At 66.3% G+C, this 20,651-nt stretch carries 17 protein-coding genes and 1 pseudogene; 11 read left to right on the top strand and 7 right to left on the bottom strand.

Going from position 1 to position 20,651, the window contains the following annotated elements:
- Positions 1-77: 77 nt before the first annotated feature.
- Positions 78-1,220, top strand: a complete 1,143-nt coding sequence (locus tag DSD28_RS07555; RefSeq protein ID WP_119255944.1) for an alpha-hydroxy acid oxidase — start codon at positions 78-80, stop codon at positions 1,218-1,220.
- A 6-nt stretch (positions 1,221-1,226) separates the two neighbouring features.
- On the opposite strand, the gene DSD28_RS07550 is transcribed toward DSD28_RS07555, so the two are convergent.
- The 4 genes from DSD28_RS07550 to DSD28_RS07535 form a co-directional block, all read right to left on the bottom strand.
- A complete protein-coding gene (locus DSD28_RS07550; RefSeq protein ID WP_119255765.1) occupies positions 1,227-2,261 on the bottom strand; it encodes a histone deacetylase family protein in 1,035 nt (344 codons plus the stop codon).
- 2 nt (positions 2,262-2,263) lie between these two features.
- Positions 2,264-3,652 carry a glutamine synthetase family protein gene (locus tag DSD28_RS07545; RefSeq protein WP_119255764.1) on the bottom strand — a complete coding sequence of 463 codons (1,389 nt, stop codon included), beginning with the start codon at positions 3,650-3,652 and terminating at the stop codon, positions 2,264-2,266.
- Complete coding sequence (locus DSD28_RS07540) at positions 3,649-5,022, bottom strand: transaminase (RefSeq protein WP_119255763.1); 1,374 nt, start codon at positions 5,020-5,022, stop codon at positions 3,649-3,651. The genes DSD28_RS07545 and DSD28_RS07540 overlap by 4 nt, the downstream gene beginning before the upstream one ends.
- 77 nt (positions 5,023-5,099) lie before the next feature.
- Entirely contained in the window at positions 5,100-6,149 is a 1,050-nt protein-coding gene (locus tag DSD28_RS07535) for an AraC family transcriptional regulator (protein WP_119255762.1), read from the bottom strand.
- 230 nt (positions 6,150-6,379) lie between these two features.
- On the opposite strand from DSD28_RS07535, the gene DSD28_RS25805 reads away from it, so the two are divergent.
- Positions 6,380-7,285 (top strand): hypothetical protein, encoded by a 906-nt coding sequence (locus tag DSD28_RS25805; protein ID WP_162911290.1) that lies wholly within the window; start codon positions 6,380-6,382, stop codon positions 7,283-7,285.
- Between the two features lie 109 nt (positions 7,286-7,394).
- Here DSD28_RS25805 and DSD28_RS07525 read toward each other — a convergent pair whose 3' ends face one another.
- Both DSD28_RS07525 and DSD28_RS07520 read right to left on the bottom strand, forming a co-directional pair.
- Complete coding sequence (locus DSD28_RS07525) at positions 7,395-7,802, bottom strand: DUF3307 domain-containing protein (RefSeq protein WP_119255760.1); 408 nt, start codon at positions 7,800-7,802, stop codon at positions 7,395-7,397.
- An 80-nt stretch (positions 7,803-7,882) separates the two neighbouring features.
- Positions 7,883-9,124: an AGE family epimerase/isomerase gene (locus tag DSD28_RS07520; protein ID WP_119255759.1), complete on the bottom strand. Its 1,242-nt coding sequence runs from the start codon at positions 9,122-9,124 to the stop codon at positions 7,883-7,885.
- A 377-nt stretch (positions 9,125-9,501) separates the two neighbouring features.
- On the opposite strand from DSD28_RS07520, the gene DSD28_RS25800 reads away from it, so the two are divergent.
- The gene (locus DSD28_RS25800; RefSeq protein ID WP_162911289.1) at positions 9,502-9,663 is read left to right on the top strand and encodes a hypothetical protein; all 162 of its coding nucleotides are present in this window, start codon (positions 9,502-9,504) and stop codon (positions 9,661-9,663) included.
- Between the two features lie 94 nt (positions 9,664-9,757).
- On the opposite strand, the gene DSD28_RS07515 is transcribed toward DSD28_RS25800, so the two are convergent.
- Positions 9,758-10,777 (bottom strand): LacI family DNA-binding transcriptional regulator, encoded by a 1,020-nt coding sequence (locus DSD28_RS07515; protein WP_119255758.1) that lies wholly within the window; start codon positions 10,775-10,777, stop codon positions 9,758-9,760.
- A gap of 284 nt (positions 10,778-11,061) precedes the next feature.
- Between DSD28_RS07515 and DSD28_RS07510 the strand changes: the two genes are divergently transcribed.
- The 8 genes and pseudogenes from DSD28_RS07510 to DSD28_RS07470 all read left to right on the top strand — a co-directional run bounded on the left by DSD28_RS07510 (position 11,062) and on the right by DSD28_RS07470 (position 20,584).
- Complete coding sequence (locus tag DSD28_RS07510) at positions 11,062-12,108, top strand: ABC transporter substrate-binding protein (protein ID WP_119255757.1); 1,047 nt, start codon at positions 11,062-11,064, stop codon at positions 12,106-12,108.
- Between the two features lie 73 nt (positions 12,109-12,181).
- On the top strand, positions 12,182-13,003 hold the full coding sequence (locus tag DSD28_RS07505; RefSeq protein ID WP_119255756.1) for an ATP-binding cassette domain-containing protein: 822 nt from the start codon (positions 12,182-12,184) through the stop codon (positions 13,001-13,003).
- On the top strand, positions 13,000-14,250 hold the full coding sequence (locus DSD28_RS07500) for a sugar ABC transporter permease (RefSeq protein WP_119255755.1): 1,251 nt from the start codon (positions 13,000-13,002) through the stop codon (positions 14,248-14,250). The genes DSD28_RS07505 and DSD28_RS07500 overlap by 4 nt, the downstream gene beginning before the upstream one ends.
- A gap of 25 nt (positions 14,251-14,275) precedes the next feature.
- Entirely contained in the window at positions 14,276-15,004 is a 729-nt protein-coding gene (locus DSD28_RS07495) for an SDR family oxidoreductase (protein WP_119255754.1), read from the top strand.
- 64 nt (positions 15,005-15,068) lie between these two features.
- Positions 15,069-16,700, top strand: coding sequence for an FGGY-family carbohydrate kinase (locus tag DSD28_RS07490; RefSeq protein ID WP_119255753.1), 1,632 nt, complete (start codon positions 15,069-15,071; stop codon positions 16,698-16,700).
- 147 nt (positions 16,701-16,847) lie between these two features.
- Positions 16,848-17,594, top strand: a complete 747-nt coding sequence (locus DSD28_RS07485; RefSeq protein WP_119255752.1) for a GntR family transcriptional regulator — start codon at positions 16,848-16,850, stop codon at positions 17,592-17,594.
- Between the two features lie 96 nt (positions 17,595-17,690).
- A pseudogene (locus DSD28_RS26160) lies at positions 17,691-19,259 on the top strand (putative N-acetylmannosamine-6-phosphate 2-epimerase).
- A complete protein-coding gene (locus tag DSD28_RS07470; RefSeq protein WP_245424772.1) occupies positions 19,256-20,584 on the top strand; it encodes an extracellular solute-binding protein in 1,329 nt (442 codons plus the stop codon). The pseudogene DSD28_RS26160 and the gene DSD28_RS07470 overlap by 4 nt, the downstream one beginning before the upstream one ends.
- Positions 20,585-20,651: the final 67 nt, after the last annotated feature.

The following is a 20,651-nucleotide window of genomic DNA, read 5'->3' as shown; positions in this document are numbered from 1 at the left end:
GCAGGAACCCATTGCGAGCCGCATTGCCTGCCCGTAAAAGATTGCGGACCGCAAGCGCGAGCGAGGACGACATGAGCGTGGAACAGGCCCTGACGATCGCAGACCTCAAGGAACGGGCGCGCCGCCGCGTGCCGAAGATGTTCTTCGACTATGCCGATTCCGGAGCCTGGACGGAGGGCACCTACCGCGCCAACGAGGACGACTTCCACAAGGTGAAGCTGCGCCAGCGCGTGCTGGTCGACATGAGCAATCGCTCGCTGGCAAGCGAGATGATCGGCGAGAAGGTCTCCATGCCCGTCGCCCTCGCGCCGACCGGCCTGACCGGCATGCAGCATGCCGACGGCGAGATGCTCGCCGCCCAGGCCGCCGAGGAATTCGGCGTTCCCTTCACGCTCTCCACCATGAGCATCTGCTCGATCGAGGACGTGCGCTCCGTCACCACGAAGCCCTTCTGGTTCCAGCTCTACGTGATGCAGGACAAGGATTTCGTCCATAATCTCATCGACCGTGCGAAGGCGGCGGGCTGCTCGGCCCTCGTGCTGACGCTCGACCTCCAGATTCTCGGCCAGCGCCACAAGGATGTACGCAACGGTCTTTCCGCCCCGCCGCGCTTCACGCCGAAGCATCTCTGGCAGATGGCGACGCGGCCCTTCTGGTGCCTCGACATGCTCGGCACGAAGCGCCGCACCTTTGGCAACATCCTCGGTCACGCCAAGGGCGTCACGGACCTTTCCTCGCTTTCCTCCTGGACCACGGAACAGTTCGATCCGCAGCTCTCGTGGAAGGACATCGAATGGATCCGCGAGCGCTGGGGCGGCAAGCTCATCCTCAAGGGTATCCTTGACGAGGAGGATGCCCGCATGTCGCTCGGCAGCGGCGCGGATGCGATTATCGTCTCCAACCATGGCGGCCGCCAGCTCGACGGCGCGGCTTCCTCGATCAGCATGCTGCCGCGCATCGTCGATGCCATCGGCGACAAGATGGAAGTCCATCTCGACGGCGGCATCCGCTCGGGCCAGGATGTCCTCAAGGCCGTCTGCTATGGCGCCAGGGGCACCTATATCGGCCGCCCCTTCCTCTACGGCCTCGGCGCCGGCGGCAAGGCCGGCGTGCGCCGGGCGCTGGAGATCATCCACAAGGAACTCGACGTCACGATGGCCCTCTGTGGCGAACGCGATATCAGGAACCTCTCGCGGGAGAACCTGCTCAGGGAGGTATGAGGCGCCTTACACGCCCTCGAAACCCTGCAGTACGTTCACCGCGTTCACGCCCAGCGCCTCCACCGCATAACCGCCTTCCATCACGAAAAGCGTCGGCAGGCCGAAATCGGCGATGCGGCGGCCGATGGTGGAAAAGTGCTCGCTCTCCAGCCTGAACTGCGAGATCGGGTCTTCCTTGAACGTATCGACGCCGAGCGAGATGACGAGGGCGGTCGGGGCGTAGGCGCGGATTCTTGCATGCGCGTCCTCGAAGGCGGCCAGCCATTCCGGCCAGGCCGTGCCGGCGGGCAGGGGATAGTTGAGGTTATGGCCTTCGCCCTTTCCCGCGCCGTGTTCGCGGGCATAGCCGAGATGGAAGGGAAATTCGAAATCCGGATCGCCATGCAGGCTCGCGAGCAGCACGTCGTCGCGGTCGTAGAAGATTTCCTGCGTGCCGTTGCCGTGATGGTAATCGACATCGAAGATCGCGACGCGGGCATGGCCGTTGTCGAGGAAGCGCTGGGCGGCGATGGCGGCATTGTTGAGGTAGCAGTAGCCGCCGAAGAAATCCCGGCCCGCATGATGGCCGGGCGGGCGGCAGAGCGAAAAGGCGGCCCGCTCGCCGGCAAGCACGGCATCGGCCCCGGCGAGCGCCGTATCGGCGGCGCGCTTTGCCGCCTGCCAGGTCGTCTCGGTGATCGAGCCGGCCATGTCGAAGGAATAGTAGGAAAGCCGGGCATCGAGGCCCGACGGCGGCGCATTGATCATCGGCATGGAGCGATGGCGCCAGCTATAGGGCCAGACCTCGCCGTCGCGGCCCGCCGCCCGCCATTCGACGAAGACGTTCTGCAGGAAATCGAGATAGTCCGGCGTATGGATGCGCTCGATGGCCGCCCGGTCGTAGGCGGCTGGTTCCAGAACCGGGCCGAGCCCGACTTCCCTGACGCGCCGAAGCACGATTTCGGCGCGCTCCGGCTTTTCGAAGGTTTCCACGATGCGGCCGAAGGAAAGCTCCATGCCGCTGTGATGCAGGTGGTGGTCGGCGGTATAGAAGGTTTTCATGGTCAGACGACCTCGCCGTAGAGCGCGCGTTCGAGCGCGGTGATCTCCGCCGCGAAGCGGCGGTATTCGGCGCGCTTGAGGGCGAGGAAGACGTGGTGCAACCGCTCGCCGAGCGCCTCCTTGAGGAAGGCCGAGCGGGTGGCCGCCTCAATGGCGCTGCGCCAGTCGGGCGACAGTTCGTCGCCTCCCGCTTCTGCATAGGCGGTGGTTTCGGGGCCGGGATCGGCCTTTGCGAGGATGCCCCTGCGCATCCCGGCGAGCACCGTCGCGCCGACGAGATAGGGATTGGAGTCGATGCCTGCGGCGCGCTGTTCGAGATGGCGGCCGGCGGGCGCGCCTGCGGGAATGCGGACGGCGACGCTGCGGTTGTTGGTGCCCCAGGTCGGCGTCGTCGGCGCATAGCTCTGGGCGGAGAAACGTCGCCAGGAGTTGAGATGCGGCGCGAAGACGAGCATGGATTCGTGCATCGTCTCCAGAAGCCCCGCGACGGCCTGCTTCAGGAGGGGCGAAAGCGCCTCGTTCCGGTCGGCGAAGAGGTTGCCGCCGGCCGCATCCGCAAGGCTCGCATGGACGTGCATGCCCGATCCGGCGCGGCCGGCAAAGGGCTTGGCCATGAAGCAGGCCATCATGCCGTGGCGCACGGCAAGGCCGCGCAGGAGACGCTTCAGCATGGCGAGGTCATCGGCGGCGCGCAGCGCACTGCCATGGCGCAGCGTCAGCTCGAACTGGCCCTGCGCATATTCCGAGATCATGGTCTCGACGGGCAGGCCCTGCGCTTCCGCGCCGCGATAGACCGCATCGATGAAGGGTTCCAGACGGTCGAGCTCGGTGACGCCATAGACCTGGATGCCCTCCGGCCGCTCCCCGGAAAGCGGCAGGCGGAGCGGCTGGAAATCGCCGTCGGCTGTCCGCTGCCGGTCGAGCAGGTAGAATTCCAGCTCATAGGCAAGCACGGGATGGAAGCCGTCCGCTTCGAGCAGCTTCACCTGGCGGGCGAGCGCATGGCGCGGGTCGGCCGCCATCGGGGCTCCGTCAAGCTCGAAGAGGGCGAGGCGTACTTCGCCGCGCGGCGGGGAGGTCCAGGGCAGGGGGACGAGCGAGCCCGCGACCGGCCAGGCACGCCGGTCCGCATCGCCGTCCGACCAGACGAGGCCGGTTTCCTCCACATCCTCGCCCGTGACGTCGAGGCCGAGGATCGAGCCGGGCAGGTGCCGGCCGGAACGGAAGATCGGCAGCAGCTCGTGCCGCCTTATGATCTTGCCGCGGGCAATGCCGTTGAGGTCGATCAGCACCAGATCGAAGGCGGTGATCTCCGGATGGGCGGCGAGGAAGGCCTCGGCTTCGGCGATATCCGCGGCTTCCGGCGGGCGGGCAGCGAGGTCGCGGCTCACGCGGCGGCCCTCCGCCCGGCAAGGCGGCCGAGAACGGTCGCGAAGGCCTCGACCAGACCGTCCGCCTGCTGCTCCGAAAGGGCGGGGCTGACGAGCACCATGTTGTGGAACGGCGTCAGCAGGTAGCCGAGATTGAGCATCGCAAGATGCAGCGCGGCCTCGATCGTGTCGGAGGCGGCAGCGCGCGCCTCGGCGGCGTTGCGCACCGGCACGGGCGCGAACACGACCTCCAGCCGCGCACCGACGCGCGAAACCGTCCAGCCGAGGCCGGCATCGGCGATCGCGGCCTTGAAGCCGGCCTCGATGCGGTCTGCGCGGGACTGCATGATGCGGTAGGCATCTTCCGTCATGACATGTTCGAGGCAGGCGCGCAGGCAGGCGAGCTGAAGGGGGCTGCCGGAAAGCGTGGTGCCGATGCCGGAATGGCCGTGGCCGCTCTGCTCGCGGCGGATGACGTGCAGCCTGTCCGAGATCGCCTCGGTCATGCCCCAGACGCTGACGGGAACGCCGCCGCCGATGGGCTTGCCCATGACCATCAGGTCGGGTTCGAGGCCATGCACGCGGCTATAGCCGCCAAGCCCGGTGGAGATGGTGTGCGTCTCGTCGATGAGGAGCAGCGTTCCGGCCTCGCGGGTAAGGCGGCGCAGGGCGTCGTGGAAACCGGGGGCAGGGGGGATCATGCCGCAATTCGTCATGACCGGCTCGGCAAGGACACAGGCGATGTCATGCCCGGCAAGCGCCTTTTCGAGCGCCGCCTCGTCGTTGAAGGGAATGGAGACGGTGAGTTCGCCGAGATCGCGGACCTGGCCGAGGAGGTTGCGGCGCGAAACGGTCCGGCCGTCGACGAGGTCGACCAGCGTCTCGTCCACGGCGCCGTGATAGCAGCCGTCGAAGACCAGCAGCTTTGCCCGGCCGGTCACGGCGCGCGCGACACGGATCGCAAAGCGGTTGGCGTCGCTGGCGGTGGCGCCGAGCTGCCAGCGCGGCAGGCCGAAGCGCTCCACCAGCAGCCGGCCGACGATCTGCGCATCCGAGGAGGGCAGCATGGTCGTCAGACCGCGCGTTCCGGCATTCTTCAGCGCTTCCAGCACCGGGGCGGGGCCGTGGCCGAACATGGCGCCGGTATCGCCGAGGCAGACGTCGACGATGCGGTTTCCGTCGATATCCACGAGCTCGGCGCCGCTTGCCCGGTCGACGACGACGGGGAAGGGGGCCGGCCAGTCGAGCATCCAGTGCTGCGGCACGCCGTCGAAGAAGCCCGATGCCGCCTCGTCATGCGCCGCCGCCGAGCGCGGCCGCCTTGCGCGAAAGACCTCTTCCTCCGCCTCGATGAACGCGCGGGCGCGCGCCTCCAGGTTCGCCCTCTCCATCCCGTTCTCCCGCAGGTATTGCTGAAATGTGATCACATATTGGTTGATGTGATTCCAAGTGTCAAACGGCAAGATGGTTACAGCGAACCGACGATGCGCAGCCAATCGTGCACCGAGGCGGCCGCCTGCTTGTCCAGCGAACCGCGGGCAAGGGGGCTCTTGCCGTCCATCTCCCGCACCGCGCTCGGGCTCATGCCGAACTGGTTGCGGAAGGCACGGGAAAAGGCGGAGATATCGGCAAAGCCGCAGGCATAGGCGACTTCGCCGACGGTGCGCTTGCCGTCATTGGCCAGCATGTCGAAGGCGGCGCGCAGGCGGCGGGCGCGGATATAGTCCGTGACGCCGCCGATCGGCGCGAACAGCCGGTAGAGCGATGCCCGCGAGAGCGCGAACGCCCGGCAAAGGTGATCGGGGCCGAGGTCGGCGAGAGCGATATTCTGCTCGATATAGCGGCGGATCTCCATGATGACCGCGCCGCGCACGGTGGGCGACGGCTGCCTGCGCGCCGCGATCTGCGGCCCGACGAGATTGGCAACGAGGTTCGCCGTCGCCGTGACGAATGCCGGCGCTTCCGCCTCGTCGATGTCCGGCAGGCTCTCGAAGAGAGTGCGCAGATGGCTTGCGATCAGGCGTGCCGTGCTGGTCGCGCCCTTCAGGAGAAGGCCATGCAACGCATCGTTCTGCGCTTCCCTTGCGAACAGCAGGTGGCGCGGCAGAGTGAGGGTGAGGTTGCGGCAATGCCGCGTGACGGAATGCATCGGCCGCGAGAGGTCGAAGATGGATATGTCGCCGGCCTCGACCGGCACGGTTTCGCCGTTCGTCGTGCGCAGATCACCCCCGTCGAGCGTCAGTTGCACGTGGATGAGGTCGAGGCCGCTGCGGGCGATGCGGGCGGGATCGCGCGAGAACGTATAGGTCGTGCCCCGCAGGTCCGCGGCGAAAAGCAGGGCAGGGCCCAGGAAATAGGTCGAAAGGCTCGCCCGGAAATCGGCGATCCGCTCCGGCGTCTCCACCGTCGTGCGGAACACCGGGGCGAGCGTTTCGGCGAAAAGATGGCTCTTGCGGCGGCAGTCCGCACCGGCTTCCGCGACCACGGAGTAGGAGGGCAGTTTGTCGGCAGGGCTCATTGCGCCTCACGATTCATGGACGTCGTTGCCTGATCAAGCGAATGCGATGGAGGAAGGTTCCCCGGATGATCCCATGCCGGTCCACAGAGTTGGCACGGTGTCTCATTCTTTTGGCCCCCCGTCTCATAATGCTTAGCGCGGCTGGTATGACAATTGACAGTCCGTGTCCGCTGAAACCCCATGGAACATAATGGGTCAATTCGGACCCCGGTGGCGCGACAAGAACGAGAATGGGCGCATCGTTCCTGAACGGGATTATTGAGGTGGACCAGATTTCCTTCGACGACGGCGCCGTGGCCTTCCGGGTGCCGCCCCACGAATTCCTGCGTGCGCCGGCCTTCGCGGCGGCGAGGGACCGGCTGATCGCCGGCAAGCTGGCCGTCTACGAGGGCAACCATCTCTTCAACCGGCTCATCCTGGAGGAGGGGCGGTTCCTCTGTTATCTCGCCGCCCTTTCCCTTCATGCCGCGCAGGATATGGAACGGCCGTCCACCTGGCTCACGCTCGGCCGTCTCCAGCGCGAGGTGACGGAGCTGGGCGTCGCCAGCCGCAACCGCGTCGAGGCGCAGGTTTCCTGCCTGCGCAAATACGGCTTCCTCACACAACAGCCGCATGCCTCGGACCGGAGGGTTCGCCTGCTCATACCGGGCACGGCGCTCACGGAGCGCGATACGGCCATTCTCGGCCATCTGGTCGAAGGGCTCCGCACGCTCGGCCTGTCGCCGACGGAAGGTTGCGAGAGCCCGCTTTCAGGCGAGCTGCATCGCGCCATGCGACGGGCGACCTTGCCGCATCTGTCCGGTCTCAGCCGCCTCATTCGCCGCCACCTGCCGCTTGCGCCCTTCTTCGAGCACGACTGCGGCTACATGATTCTCCTGCTTCTGCTGCGCGGCGCGCGGCATAGTGCCGATGGCACGCTCCCGACGGGGTATCAGCGGCTTGCGACGCAGACCGGCGTCTCGCGAACGCATGTCCGCCGGGTCGTGGAGGCGGCGCGCAATGCCGGCCTCCTGACAACCGCCGCCCGCGGCGGTCACGACATCAGGCTCACACCGGCGATGTGGCAGGCCGCCGACCGCTGGTTCGCCGACAATTTCGCCCTGACTGATCTTCTCCTGCGCGAAGCGCTCGCCTAGAGCAATTCCAGCAAAAGTGCACCGCGGTTTTGTGTCCGGAATTGCGTAGAAACAAAAGGATAGAGCGTTTTCGCGATTCGGAGAAAAGCGGAAATGCTCTAGTTGTCGCTCAGGCGGCCGATCCCGCGGCGGCAAGGAGGATCGCAAGGCCGATATGGGTGAGATGGTGCAGGCTCTGGTCCGCGCCGAAGAGCCACCAGAAACCGGCCTGCCGCGGCGTCACCTGCAGGCGCCGCGCGGCGAGGCTCTTCAGCCGGTCGATGACGCCATGAATGAGCGCATCGGCAATTCCGAGCCAGGCGAGGGGCGGGGAGACCATGAGGAAGAGCAGCGCCGTCATAGCGCCATGGACGCCGGCATGGGCCGCAAGCGGCGTCAGCCAGCCGTTCGGCCGCTCCTTGCCCGCCGCCATCCAGTCCGTCTGAAGCAGGAAATCCGCCAGATAATGTTTTGCCAGGAACGCCGCCAGCGCGGCGGCGATCCACAGGGTCGAAATCTGGTCCGGTATCTCGATCATGGCACGCCCGCACCCGATGGCTGGGCAATCCGGCAGGAGCATTCCGTTCCCGCCGGCTTGCACAGATGTTCCGGCAAGCCTTAGCGGCTGCCCGCCTCGACGATGCCTTTGGTCAGGCTGCCCGTCGCCGGATAGAGCGGAATGAGGCAGGCCTGGAGCGCATGATAGATGTCGCCCTTGCCGGCGAACAGGGTGTAGCTCGGAACGAGATCCTCCGTGAGCTCCTCATGCCAGCCGCCGCGATCCTGATCGAGGAAATGGCGGGCGATCCCGTCCCAGATCCTGCGATACCAGGTCTCGTGGAAGTCGCTCGGCAGATGTTCGCAGAGGAAGGCGGCCGCGCCGACGCCCTCGGCCATCGGCCACCAGAGCTTGTTGCGCTTGGCCGGCTCGTCGTTCCAGTCGAGCGTATAGAAGAAGCCGCCCTTTTCCTTATCCCAGCCGAGCGCGACCGACTGGGCGAAGAGCGCCTTGGCGGCATCCGGCATCCAGGCGTGCCTGCGACCGCCGAGGGCGTGGAGCTGGAGCACGAGACGGGCCCATTCCAGCCAGTGGCCGGGCGTGGTGCCTGAGGGGCGGAACATCTCGTTGCCGCGGTAATCCTTGTCCAGCACCCAGTTCTCGTCGAAATGCTCGGGCACGCGGAAACCGTTCTCCCCGGCGCGGCGGCGGATGACGAGATCGGCGATGCTTTCGGCCTTGTCGAGATAGCTCTTCTGGCCGGTCGCCTCGTAGGCGGCCATCAGGGCTTCGGTGAGATGCATGTTGGAATTCTGGCCGCGATAGCCGGGGATGGGCGTCCAGTCCGCCTCGAATTCCTCCGCGATCGCACCGTGGTTGTCCTCCCAGAAGCGCTTTTCCAGCACCTCGGTGACATCCGCGATCATGCGGTCGGCGTCGGGATGGCCCGCGACCTTCGCGCTGGAAGCGGCCAGCAGCACGAAGGCATGGCCATAGCCCTGCTTGGTGGCGTCGAGCAGCCCGGCATTGTCGAGCGACCAGTGATAGCCGCCGCGCTCGTGGTCGCGATGCTTTTCCCAGAGATATTTCATGCCGTGGTCGACGATATCGTCCGAACCGGGACGGCCAAGCAGGCTGCCGATGGCGAAGCAATGCACCATGCGCGCGGTGGAATGGATGCCGCGCACCGGATTGCCGGCATTGATCGGCCGGCCCTCGACGTCGAGTTCATGGAAGCCGCCAAGAGGATTGAAGGCGCGGTTCTGGAAAAAATCGAACAGGCGGTTCGCTTCCCGCCAGAGCCATTGCCGGTGATAGTCGCGTTCGCGCCAAGCCGTGCCGAGATGTCCCGTTGCGCCCATGATGCGTTCTCCTTTTTGATCGGTCCGCATTGTCGTGTTCGATGCCGGGCGCTTGCCGGAGCGCGGAAGAAACGACCGTGGCGTGATTGATCACGCACGGCCCGCAACGCTCGCAATGACGGCTGGCCTCGACAGGTGGGAGGCGTTTTATGGCCTAGAAAGACCCGGGCCGCAACCCGCGAGGCAGTCATGTTGTCCGCCCGGCGGCCTCTCGGAGAAAAGATGAAACGCCCGTTTACAATTGCGGCAAAATTGAGAAAAAATACCCTACCAATCTTATAGGGATACTCTATATTGGAACCCGGAAACGGACAGGATGACAATGTCCGCACCCGAAGGAGACCGCAACGCGGCCTCCCAGGCAAGGGATGATGGCGATGAGCAATGTAAACCTCGGCGGCCGTTCCGCTTCCGGCTCTCTCGGTCCTGCCGGCACTCGGCGGTCCCGTCGCGCCGAACGGCAGACCCTCGTCAATAACATCGTTGTGGCCGGCGCCTTCCTCTTCGTCAGCGCCGTGGTCTTCGGCCTCCTGGGCTGATGCCTTCAAGTTCCATAATACCGATTATGCGATCGGCGGATGGTTTCACCCTCGATGCCGGACGCCTCGTTGTGGCCCCCTGGCCCCTCGAAGATCAGCCGATCTTCTCGACGATCGGCGGGATCTGGATGACGGCGGGGTCGGTCGTGCCGGCGTCGATGATGCCGAAGACGGCTTCGAGCATTTTCGGCACGTCCTGCCGCACCATCTCGATATGGTCGCCGAGCATGGCGACGAAGGGGTCCCAGTCGAAGCAGCCGAGATGCGGCACGCCGTCGGCATAGCGGCCGGACCGGCGGATCCAGCGCATGACGCCTTCCAGCGAGATCGTCGAATTGACGAACATGCCGCGCGGCAGCACGCTGGCGTTTTCGGCCATCTGCCGCATCGCCTTCTCCGCCTTGTCGGGCGCATAGCCGCAGGTCATGACGAGGCTTTCGTCGACCGTCACGCCCGCCTGCGCATGGGCATCGCGGAAACCGCGCACGCGTTCGATCGTATTATGGTCCGTGCCGCGACCGCCAACGAAGAGAAGCGGCGCCTTCTCCCCATATTCCCTTTCGCAATTCGCAAGCACGCGGCGCGTCAGTTCCAGCGCCCCGCCGTAATTGTCGGAGATGACGGAAGGCGCGCGCGAGCCCGGCAGGTCGAGATTGACGGTGCGCACACCGGAGGCGGCGCAGAGGTCGACGATCCGGTCCGGGTCCGTCGCGCCGGTCGCGATCAGGCAATCCACCTGGTAGGAGAGCATGGCGCGCGCCGCCTCGACCTCGAGCGCCGGATCGCGCCTTGTGCAGGTGACGATCGGGAAGAGCCCCCTCTCCCGCGCCAGCGCCTCGAACTGCTCGACGATGGAGCCGAAATAACGGTTGTCGTATTTGGGCACGATCATGCCGATGATCTTGGAACGCTCCCGGCGCAGCACGCTCGCCTGCATGTTGAGCGCATAGCCCTGCTCCTCGGCGAGCTTGGTGATCTTCTCGGCGAGTTTCGCGCTGATGCGCCGCTTCTTCCAGTTGCCGTTCAGGACGGCGCTGACGGCACTTGCGGAGGTGCCCGCCAGCTCCGCGAGATCGTAGATCGTGGTCCTTTTCGGCGGGCTCGTCCGAGTCACATTTCATCTCCGTTTCGCGGGCCACCTTGACACCAATGGGGATTGGTGGCAATTCTTGCTTCATCGATTGAGCAAAGCTGCTCCATCGATGAAGTTGCCTGAACAGCAAGGCTGACCCAAGGGAGGAGTCAGACGGAGCATCGACCAGCCGGACGCTGCGGCATCGCCGCAGCGAACGATGACCTGCGCGCTTATGGTGCGTGGGGCGGTCGGGCGCTGTCGCCCTTGGCGGCTTGAGGTCGCCGGCGCATACGACTGCGAAAAATCAACCGTGGAGGAACCCAATGAAGACGCTTACCTATCTGCTCGCCTCGACCGGCCTTGCCCTGTCGCTCGGCAGCGCCGCCCTTGCCCAGGAAAACGCCACCGTCGCCTTCCTGATGCCCGACCAGGCCTCGACCCGCTATGAGCAGCACGACTATCCGGGCTTCAAGGCGGAGATGGAAAAGCTGTGCGCGAGCTGCACGGTGATCTACCAGAACGCCAATGCCGACGTCGCGCTCCAGCAGCAGCAGTTCAACTCGGTCATCGCGCAGGGCGCCAAGGTCATCGTGCTCGACCCGGTCGATTCCGCGGCGGCCGCCGCCCTCGTCGAGATCGCCCAGTCGCAGGACGTCAAGGTCATCGCCTATGACCGCCCGATCCCGGACAAGCCGGCCGACTACTACGTTTCCTTCGACAACCAGGGCATCGGCAAGGCCATCGCCCAGTCGCTGGTCGACCACCTGAAGGCCAAGGGCGTTCCGGACGGCGCCGGCGTGCTCGAAATCAACGGCTCGCCGACGGATGCGGCCGCAGGCCTCATCCGCGACGGCATCCACGAGGCGCTCGAAGCCTCGCCCTACAAGACGCTTGCCGAATTCGACACGCCGGAATGGGCGCCGCCGAAGGCGCAGGAATGGGCAGCCGGCCAGATCACCCGCTTCGGCGATGAGATCAAGGGCATCGTCGCGGCAAACGACGGCACGGGCGGCGGCGCCATCGCTGCGCTGAAGGCGGCCGGCGTCAAGGAAATGCCGCCAGTGACGGGCAACGACGCGACGATCGCCGCGCTCCAGCTCATCATTTCGGGCGACCAGTACAACACGATCTCCAAGCCCTCGGAGATCGTCGCTGCCGCCGCGGCCAACGTCGCCGTCAAGCTCCTCAAGGGCGAGATGCTGGAAGCCACCCACAAGCTCTACGAAACGCCTTCGCAGCTCTTCGTTCCGGCCGTGGTGACGGCCGAGAACATCAAGGCCGAGATCTTCGACAAGGGGATCAACAAGCCGGACGAAGTCTGCACCGGCGAATATGTTGAAGGTTGCCGCAAACTCGGCATCATCAACTAACGGCATTGATCGTGCCCGGCCGCCTTGCTGGCCGGGCACGTCGACGGTCAAGAGATCAAAGGTTCCAGCGGCCATGACAGCCACGCTACAAGATGCTCCCGCCAAGGGAGAGCCGGTGCTTCGCCTTCGCGGCGTTTCCAAGAATTTCGGGGCCGTGTCCGCACTCACGGATATCGAGCTCGACGTGCAGGCCGGCGAAGTCGTCGCGCTCGTCGGCGACAACGGCGCCGGCAAGTCGACGCTGGTCAAAGTGCTCGCCGGCGTGCACCAGCCCTCTTCCGGCACGGTCGAATTCTGCGGCCAGCAGGTGACGCTCGACAGTCCCGCCAAGGCCCTCGACATGGGCATCGCCACCGTGTTCCAGGATCTGGCGCTCTGCGAGAACCTCGACGTCGTTGCGAACCTTTTTCTCGGCCACGAGATGTCGCCCTGGGCGCTCGACGAAGTGGCGATGGAGGTGCGCGCCTGGACGCTGCTGCGCGAGCTTGCCGCGCGCATCCCGTCCGTCCGCGAGCCCATCGCCTCGCTTTCCGGCGGCCAGCGCCAGACCGTCGCCATTGCCCGCTCGCTGCTGCTCAATCCGAAGCTCATCATGCTGGACGAGCCGACCGCCGCCCTCGGCGTCGCGCAGACGGCCGAGGTGCTGAATCTCATCGAGCGCGTGCGCGACCGCGGCCTCGGCGTCATCATCATCAGCCACAACATGGAGGACGTGCGCGCCGTCGCCGACCGCATCGTCGTGCTGCGCCTCGGGCGCAACAACGGGGTCTTCACGCCCGATTCCTCCAATCAGGAACTCGTTTCCGCCATCACCGGCGCGACCGACAATTCCGTTTCGCGCCGCGCCGATCGCAAGGCCGGACACGTCCAGGAAACCCACGGGGGCGCCGCATGAGCCAGAACCCTTCCAATGCCCAGCCGCTGCTCGACCGCAGTGACGAGCGCGTGCGCCACGACGACAGCCTCGCCGCCATGGCGAAAAGCTTCATCGACCGGGTCCGTTCCGGCGATCTCGGCATGCTGCCGGTCGCCATCGGCCTCGTGGTCATCTCCGCCGTCTTCTCCGCGCTCAACCCGATTTTTCTTGCACCGAACAACCTGGTGAACCTGCTGTTCGACTGCGCCACGGTCGGCGTCATCTCGCTCGGCATCGTCTGCGTGCTGGTGCTCGGCGAGATCGACCTTTCGGTCGGCTCGATGAGCGGGCTTGCCTCCGCCATGGTCGGCGTCCTCTGGGTCAACCAGGGCTGGCCCATCGTCGGGGCGATCCTCGCGGCCCTCGTCGTCGGCGCGGGCGTCGGCCTTCTCTATGCGACGCTCTACAACCGCCTCGGCATGCCGAGCTTCGTCGCCACGCTCGCCGGCCTTCTCGCGCTGCTCGGCATGCAGCTCTACATCCTCGGCCCGACCGGCTCGATCAACCTGCCCTATGCCTCCTCGCTGGTGCGCTTCGGCCAGATCCTGATCATGCCCGACTGGCTGTCCTACACGCTGGCGCTCGCGCCCGGCCTCGTCATGATCGCCCGGGGCCTTCGGACCCGCAGCCAGCGTCTGGCCGCGAACCTTTCGGCCCAGCCGATGCGCGCCCTGATCCTCAAGGCCGTCCTGCTGACGGTCCTTCTGGAAGCAGCCGTCTTCTACCTCAATCTCGGCCGCGGCATTCCGTGGATGTTCGCCCTCTTCGTCGCGCTTGCCATCGTCCTCAACTATGCGCTGACGCGCACCAAGTGGGGCCGCTCCATGTTCGCCGTCGGCGGCAACAAGGAAGCCGCGCGCCGCTCGGGCATCAATGTTCGCCGCATCTATATGAGCGCCTTCGTGCTCTGCTCGACGCTGGCGGCGCTGGGCGGCATCCTTTCGGCCTCGCGCCTCGCCTCCTCCAGCCAGCAGGCCGGTACCGGCGACGTCAACCTCAACGCCATCGCGGCGGCGGTCATCGGCGGCACGAGCCTCTTCGGCGGCCGCGGCAGCGCCTATTCGGCCCTTCTCGGCATCATCGTCATCCAGGCGATCTCGAACGGCCTGACGCTGCTCAACCTTTCGTCCTCGCTGCGCTACATGATCACCGGCGGGGTCCTGGCCATCGCGGTCATCGTCGACTCGCTCGCCCGTCGCTCCCGCGTCAGCCACGGCCGCGCATAACATTATCGGAATGGAGTTTTCAGAAATGGCTGACCTCATGAAGGGCAAGATCGCCGCCATCACGGGTGCCGCTTCCGGCATCGGCCTCGAATGCGCCCGCACCCTGATCGCCGAAGGCGCCAAGGTGGTGCTCGTCGATCGCGCGCAGGATAGGCTGGAACAGCTCTGCAGGGAGCTCGGCCCGAACGCCCTGCCCCTCGTCGTCGACCTCTTGAAGCCGTCCGACGTCTCCGGCATGCTTCCGCGCATCCTCGACATTGCCGGCGGTCTCGACGTCTTCCACGCCAATGCCGGTGCCTATATCGGCGGCCCGGTGGCCGAGGGCGATCCCGATGCCTGGGACCGCATGCTGAACCTCAACATCAACGCCGCCTTCCGCTCGGTCCACGCGGTGCTGCCCTACATGATCGAGAAGAAGACGGGCGACATCCTCTTCACCTCATCGATCGCCGGTGTCGTCCCCGTCGTCTGGGAGCCGATCTATACGGCCTCGAAATTCGCCGTGCAGGCCTTTGTGCATTCGACCCGCCGGCAGGTGGCGCAGCATGGCGTGCGCGTCGGCGCGGTCCTGCCCGGCCCGGTCGTCACGGCGCTGCTCGACGACTGGCCGAAGGAGAAGATGGACGAGGCGCTCGCCAACGGCAGCCTGATGCAGCCGAAGGAAGTGGCCGACGCCGTGCTCTTCATGCTGACGCGCCCGCGCAACGTCACGATCCGCGACCTCGTGATCCTGCCGAACAGCGTGGATCTTTGACGAAAACGGCGGGCGGCACGAGGCCGCTCGCCGGACATATTCCCGAATGCAGGCGGTAGACCCCATGAGCAACACTTCCCCCGCACGCCCCGCAGGCGGCGCACGTTACCTCGTCGGCGTCGATGTTGGAACGGGCAGCGCCAGAGCCGGCCTCTTCGACCTTACCGGCCGCATGCTGGCCTCCGGCAAGCGCGACATCTCGCTCTTCCGGGAGCCGGGCGCGATGGTCGAGCAGTCGAGCACCGAGATCTGGGCCGCCGTCTGCGCATCGGTGCGCGAGGCCGTTGCCAAGGCCGGCGTTTCGCCGGAAGCCTGCGCCGGCATCGGCTTCGATGCGACGTGCTCGCTGGTCGTCCTCGGCAAGGACGGCGCGCCCCTGCCCGTCGGCCCGTCGGAGGATCCGGAACGCGACATCATCGTGTGGATGGACCACCGTGCGGTCGACCAGGTCGAGCGCATCAATGCGACGGGTCACGCGGTTCTGCGCTATGTCGGCGGGCGCATCTCGCCCGAGATGGAGACGCCGAAGCTGCTCTGGCTCAAGGAAAACCGCCCCCACGTCTTCGATGCGGCCTGGCAGTTCTTCGACCTTGCGGATTTCCTGACCTGGCGCGCGACGGGCGATCTTGCCCGCTCCACCTGCACGGTCACCTGCAAATGGACGTATCTGGCGCATGAAAAGCGCTGGGACCCGAGCTATTTCCACGCCATCGGCCTCGGCGTGCTCGCCGAGGAGGATTTCGCCCGTATCGGCCAGACCGTCGTCGAGCCCGGCACGCCGGTCGGCGTGGGGCTCACCCAACGCGCGGCGGCGGAACTCGGCCTTGCGGCCGGCACGCCTGTCGGCGCGGGCATGATCGATGCTCATGCGGGCGGCATCGGCACGGTGGGCGTCGACGGCCCGCCGGAAAACAGCCTCGGCTATGTCTTCGGCACCTCCTCCTGCACCATGACCTCCACACACGAGCCGGTCTTCGTGCCGGGCGTCTGGGGGCCCTATTTCTCGGCCATGGTGCCGGGCATGTGGCTCAACGAGGGCGGCCAGTCGGCGGCGGGCGCGGCCATCGAGCAGCTTCTGTCCTTCCACCCGGCGGCGGGCGAAGCGTCTGCGCTCGCCAAAACACGTGGCCTCTCCCTGCCTGTCCTGCTGGCGGAACTTGCCGCCGAAAAGACGGAAACGCTTTCCGACGTCGCGGGGCTCGCGGACGGGCTGCATGTGGTTCCGGAATTCCTCGGCAACCGCGCGCCCTTCGCCGATCCCCATGCCCGCGCCGCTATCGTCGGCCTCGGGATGGAGCACGGCATCGACAATCTCGTCTCGCTCTACGTCGCCGGTCTGTGCGGCATCGGCTACGGCCTGCGCCAGATCATCGACGCGCAGGCTGCGGCCGGAGCGCCGGTCGAAAAGATCGTCATCAGCGGGGGCGCGGGCCAGCTCGATCTCGTGCGCCAGCTTCTGGCCGATGCGACCGGCAAGCCGCTGCTCGCCACGCGGTCGGAGGAGCCCGTGCTGCTCGGCGCGGCCATTCTCGGCAGCGTCGCCGGCGCGGCATTTCTCGACGTGCGGTCCGCCATGGCGGCCCTTTCGACCACCGACCGCAGCTACCTGCCGGCGACAGGAGAAACCGAGGCCCTTCACGCCAGGCGCTACGATGCCTTCAGGCGCCTGCAGGCATTGGCACGCGAAATCCGCTGATCAGTCGAGCCGCCTGCCCCTTCCGTCGAAGAGATATGGTGGGCTTGTTCCGTCAATAGTGAAAACGCTGGATGGGGCCGGAATAATACCAGTTCAACACCGGCGAAAAATATTGCATAAGGGAAGCCCGTCACGACAGGTGCCCTCATGAGCGATCAGGCGACCCTTCAATTTCTGGCCGGGCTCGTTTCCCTTGCGAGCGGCGAGCCGCTCTATCGCCAACTCGGGCGTGCGCTGAAGACCGCCATCGACGAATCCGTGTTGAAGCGCGGCGCTGTGATCCCCAGCGAGCGGGATCTCAGCACCGGCCTCGGCCTTTCGCGCGTCACGGTACGCAAGGCCATCGACAACCTCGTTTCGGACGGCCTGCTCGACCGTCGGCAGGGGGCGAAGACCGTCGTCTCCTCCCGCCTCGAAAAGTCGCTCGCGACGATGACGAGCTTTTCGGAGGACATGCGCTCGCGCGGGCTGGAGCCCGGCTGCGTCTGGATTTCCCGGGAGATCAGCCGCCCCTCGCCCGCCGAGATGATGGCGCTCGGCATTCCCGGCCACGAGAAGGTCGTGCGGCTCAGGCGCCTGCGCACGGCCGATACCATGCCGATCGCCATCGAGACCGCGACCCTGCCCGCCCGCTTCGTTCCCGATCCGGAGGCCATCGGCGCCTCGCTCTATGAATATCTCGCCGCCCATGGCGCCATGCCCGTGCGCGCCATGCAGCGCATGCAGGCGAAGCCGGCGACGGAGGAGGAACGCCGGCTGCTCGTAACGCCCGAAGGCACCAGCCTTCTGACCATGGAACGCCGCTGCTTCCTTGCCGACGACCAGATCGTCGAGTTCACCCAGACAAAATATCGCGGCGACGTCTACGACTTCGTCATCGAACTGACGCGATAATACCAGTTTAATTCCTGTTGCATTCCGGTTTCATCCTGCTACCGTCGACCCGTCCTGATCGCAAGGACAGGGCGAACGTGCGGCGAAGCCGGGAGGATGCGGGTGCCATTCGATTTCAGTCAGCTCGAAAACGGCCTGATCGTCTCCTGCCAGCCGGTCAAGGGCGGCGCCATGGACAATGCGGCCATGGTGGTGGGCTTCGCGCTCGCCGCGCTCGATGGCGGCGCCATCGCGTTGCGCATCGAATCCGCAGATTATGTGCGGGCCGTCCGCGCCGCGACGGACCGGCCGATCATCGGCCTCGTCAAGCGTGACCTCGACGATTCCCCCGTCCGCATCACCCCCTTCATCGAGGATGTCGAGGCGCTGGCTTCTGCCGGCGCGGATATCATCGCCTATGACGCCACCGACCGGGTGCGCCCCGTCTCCACCCGCGCGCTGATCGAGCGCATCCACGCGGCCGGCAAGGTCGCCATGGCGGACTGCTCCATCCTTGCCGACGCCGAGCGGGCGCTCGCCGAGGGTGCGGAGATCGTCGGCTCGACGCTTGCCGGCTATACCGGCCCGGTCGAGCCCACCGAGCCGGACTTCGCATTGATGCGCGGCATGCGGGCGCTGACGCCCTATGTCATCGCCGAAGGCTGCGTGCGCACGACCGACCATGCGGTGAAGGCCCATGCGGCCGGTGCCTATGCCGTGGTCGTCGGCTCGGCCATCACCCGGCCGGAGCATGTCACCTCCTGGTTCCGCAGCGCGCTCGACGATGCGCAGGCGAGCGGGGCCTGAACCATGGCCGCGCCGGACGCCATCCTCGCAATCGATGTCGGCGGCACGAAGATGCTGGCGGCGCTGGTGCGCGGCACAAGCGTTCTCGACACCCTGCGCCTGCCGACGCCGGCCGATGGCGATCCGGCCCACTGGTTCGCCGCGCTCTTTGCCGCGATCGAAACCTGGCGGGGTCGCTATAGCGCTGTCGGTGTCGCCGTCACCGGCATTGTCGACGATGGCCACTGGTCGGCGCTGAACCGCAAGACGCTTAATATTCCCGACCTCTTTCCCCTGGTCGCGACCATCGCCCGCTTCACGGATGCGCCGGTCTTCGCCGCCAACGATGCACAGGCGGCCGCCTGGGGCGAATATGCCTTCGGCGCTGGCGGGCGCGGGGACATGGTGTTCCTCACCATCTCCACCGGCATCGGCGGTGGCATCGTCACCGGCGGGCGGCTTCTCGGAGGGCTCGGCGGCCATTTCGGCCAGTTCCGCGACCTCGACCATCCCGGCGAGACGCTGGAGGATCGCGTCTCTGGCCGCTGGATCGCCGCACAGGCGGCCACGCACGCGCCGGATGCCACGGCCCGCGAGGTCTTCGCCGCCGCGCATGCGGGAGAAGGCTGGGCGAAGGGCATCGTCGAGGCCTCGGCCCGGCAGGCGGCCAATCTCTGCCGCAACGTGCAACTCGCGCTCGATCCGCGCCGCATCGTCATCGGCGGCAGCATCGGGCTTGCGGAAGGCTATCTTTCGGCGATGGAGCGGGCGCTCGACAGCGTGCCGCCGCGCCTCAAGCCTTCGCTTCATACCGCCGCTCTTGCGGAAAATGCGGGAGTCATCGGCATCGCAGACCTGGCGCAACGTCGCCCGGCAACCATGAGGGAGAACGGACAATGATCTATGCGAAGATGAAACAGGCACTTTATGCCGCCTGCGCGCTCGGCCTGCTGGCAGGCCCCGCGCTGGCCGAGGTCACGGTGCTCGGCTGGCCGGGCGGCCCGGAGGAAGTGGCGCTGCGCGCCGCCGCCGATGCCTATAACGCCAAGTCCGACACGGCGGATGCCGACAAGGTCGAGCTGCTGTTCTTCAACCGCGACGGCTTCTGGGACAAGCTGCAGGCGGACCTTGCCGCCGGCTCGAAGGCCTTCGACGTCAACCTGCTCGCGACCTACTCCATCGGCCGCTATGCGCCCTTCATGGAGCCGATCCAGCTTTCCGACGACGCTAAGGCCGTCTATGGCGACGCGGTCCTCGCCACCATGCAGTACCAGAACCAGCAGTACGGCGTCCCGACCGACCTTTCCGCGCATTTCATGTATTATCGCACGGACCTCATCGACGCGCTGATGAAGGACGATGCGGCCAGGGCGAAATACGGCGAGATCTCCGAAAAGCTGCTCGGCAAGAAGCTCGAGCCGAAGATGCCGGACGAATGGACCTGGGACGACTATGCCGCGACCGCCCTCTACTTCACCCAGGCGGTCAACCCGGATAGCCCGACGCGCTACGGCACCGTGCTCCAGTTGAAGAATCTCCTCTTCAACATCATGGTCTGGCAGTCCGTGCCGCGCGCCTATGGCGGCGACTGGATGGACGAGAGCGGCAAGATCACGGTCAATTCCGACGCCTACCGCAAGGGCCTCGAAATCTACAAGCTGCTCTACGACAACGGCGCGACGCCGCGCGATTCGCTCTCCTACGAATTCGCGGAAGCCAATGCCGCCTTCGCCTCCGGCCAGGTGGCGGCAATGCTGCAATGGAACGCCGCGGCAAGCGACCTCACCAGCAAGGAGAAGTCGCCGACCGTCGCGGAGGTCACCGACACCGTCGCCCCGCCGTCCGGTCCTGCCGGCCGCTTCACCCATATCCACGGCCTCGGCTTCGGCCTCAACAAGAATGCCGAGCACAAGGACGGTGCGGTGAAGTTCCTGAAGTGGCTCTCCTCCAAGGAAGCCGCGCTGGTCTACGCCCGCAACAACGGCGCGCCGGCCCTGACGCCCGAAGTGGTGGCCGAGGTCGCCAAGGAGCGGCCCGACCTCGTCAAGCTCGGCGAATTCGCCGGCAAGTACGGTTACGTCATGACCGGTGGCACCTCCGCCAAGGCGCTCTCGGTCTATGAGCTCCAGGCCAAGGAGTTCACCGGGTATTGGTCAGGCCAGCAGTCGCTCGACGATGCCCTTGCCAACACCGAGAAGGGCATGGCGGAACTGCTGAAGCAGTAGGTTCGGGTGGGAAGACCCCTCCCCAACCCGTCCCCGCGAGGGGGAGGGGCTTAATCCGCCGCTCCGT

Origin of the sequence: Shinella zoogloeoides, from assembly GCF_003574625.1 — a bacterium.
Taxonomy (GTDB): Bacteria; Pseudomonadota; Alphaproteobacteria; order Rhizobiales; family Rhizobiaceae; genus Shinella; species Shinella zoogloeoides_A.
Note: the sequence above shows the minus strand (reverse complement) of the source record. Positions and strands in the feature narration are given on the sequence as shown.